Source organism: Shewanella sp. T24-MNA-CIBAN-0130 (assembly GCF_040310185.1).
In the GTDB taxonomy this organism is placed as follows: Bacteria; Pseudomonadota; Gammaproteobacteria; order Enterobacterales; family Shewanellaceae; genus Shewanella; species Shewanella psychromarinicola.
The window spans coordinates 1-379 of the sequence record NZ_JBEOPP010000169.1 but is presented as its reverse complement, the minus strand read 5'-3'; the positions used below and the strand labels follow the sequence as shown (position 1 = coordinate 379).

Here is a 379-nt window from a genome sequence, read left to right as displayed (position 1 = left end):
GTTTATCCGTCAGTGCTCATCTGTTACAGGCAAGAAACTACCCGAATATGGCATGCAAGGGCCGAAAGAAAATCAATTTAGAAGAGCTGGTATTTTAGATAATCGTTATTGCGACTTAGTGTTCGATCTCGTTATACATATTGATGGCTATGAAGAAGAGTTAACTGAACTTGATTCTTCTATCGGTATAATTCAAGCAAGCTTCCCTGCTAATTTTGCTGGAGGGGTGATGCATCCTCCTGAAATTGATAAGACCATTGATTGGTGCGCGTTATATCGCTCTGAAGCTTTTCTGTATTCTAAGCTGAGAAGATTACCTGCATCAGGAAAGTGGATTATGCCGACAAGGCATTCAATAAATAGCCTCGATGAGTTGTTA

General features: G+C 40.1%; 1 pseudogene. It reads left to right on the top strand.

The features are described from left to right. Positions 1 to 379, top strand: a pseudogene (locus tag AAEZ02_RS21940) (type I-F CRISPR-associated protein Csy2); the annotation flags it as partial.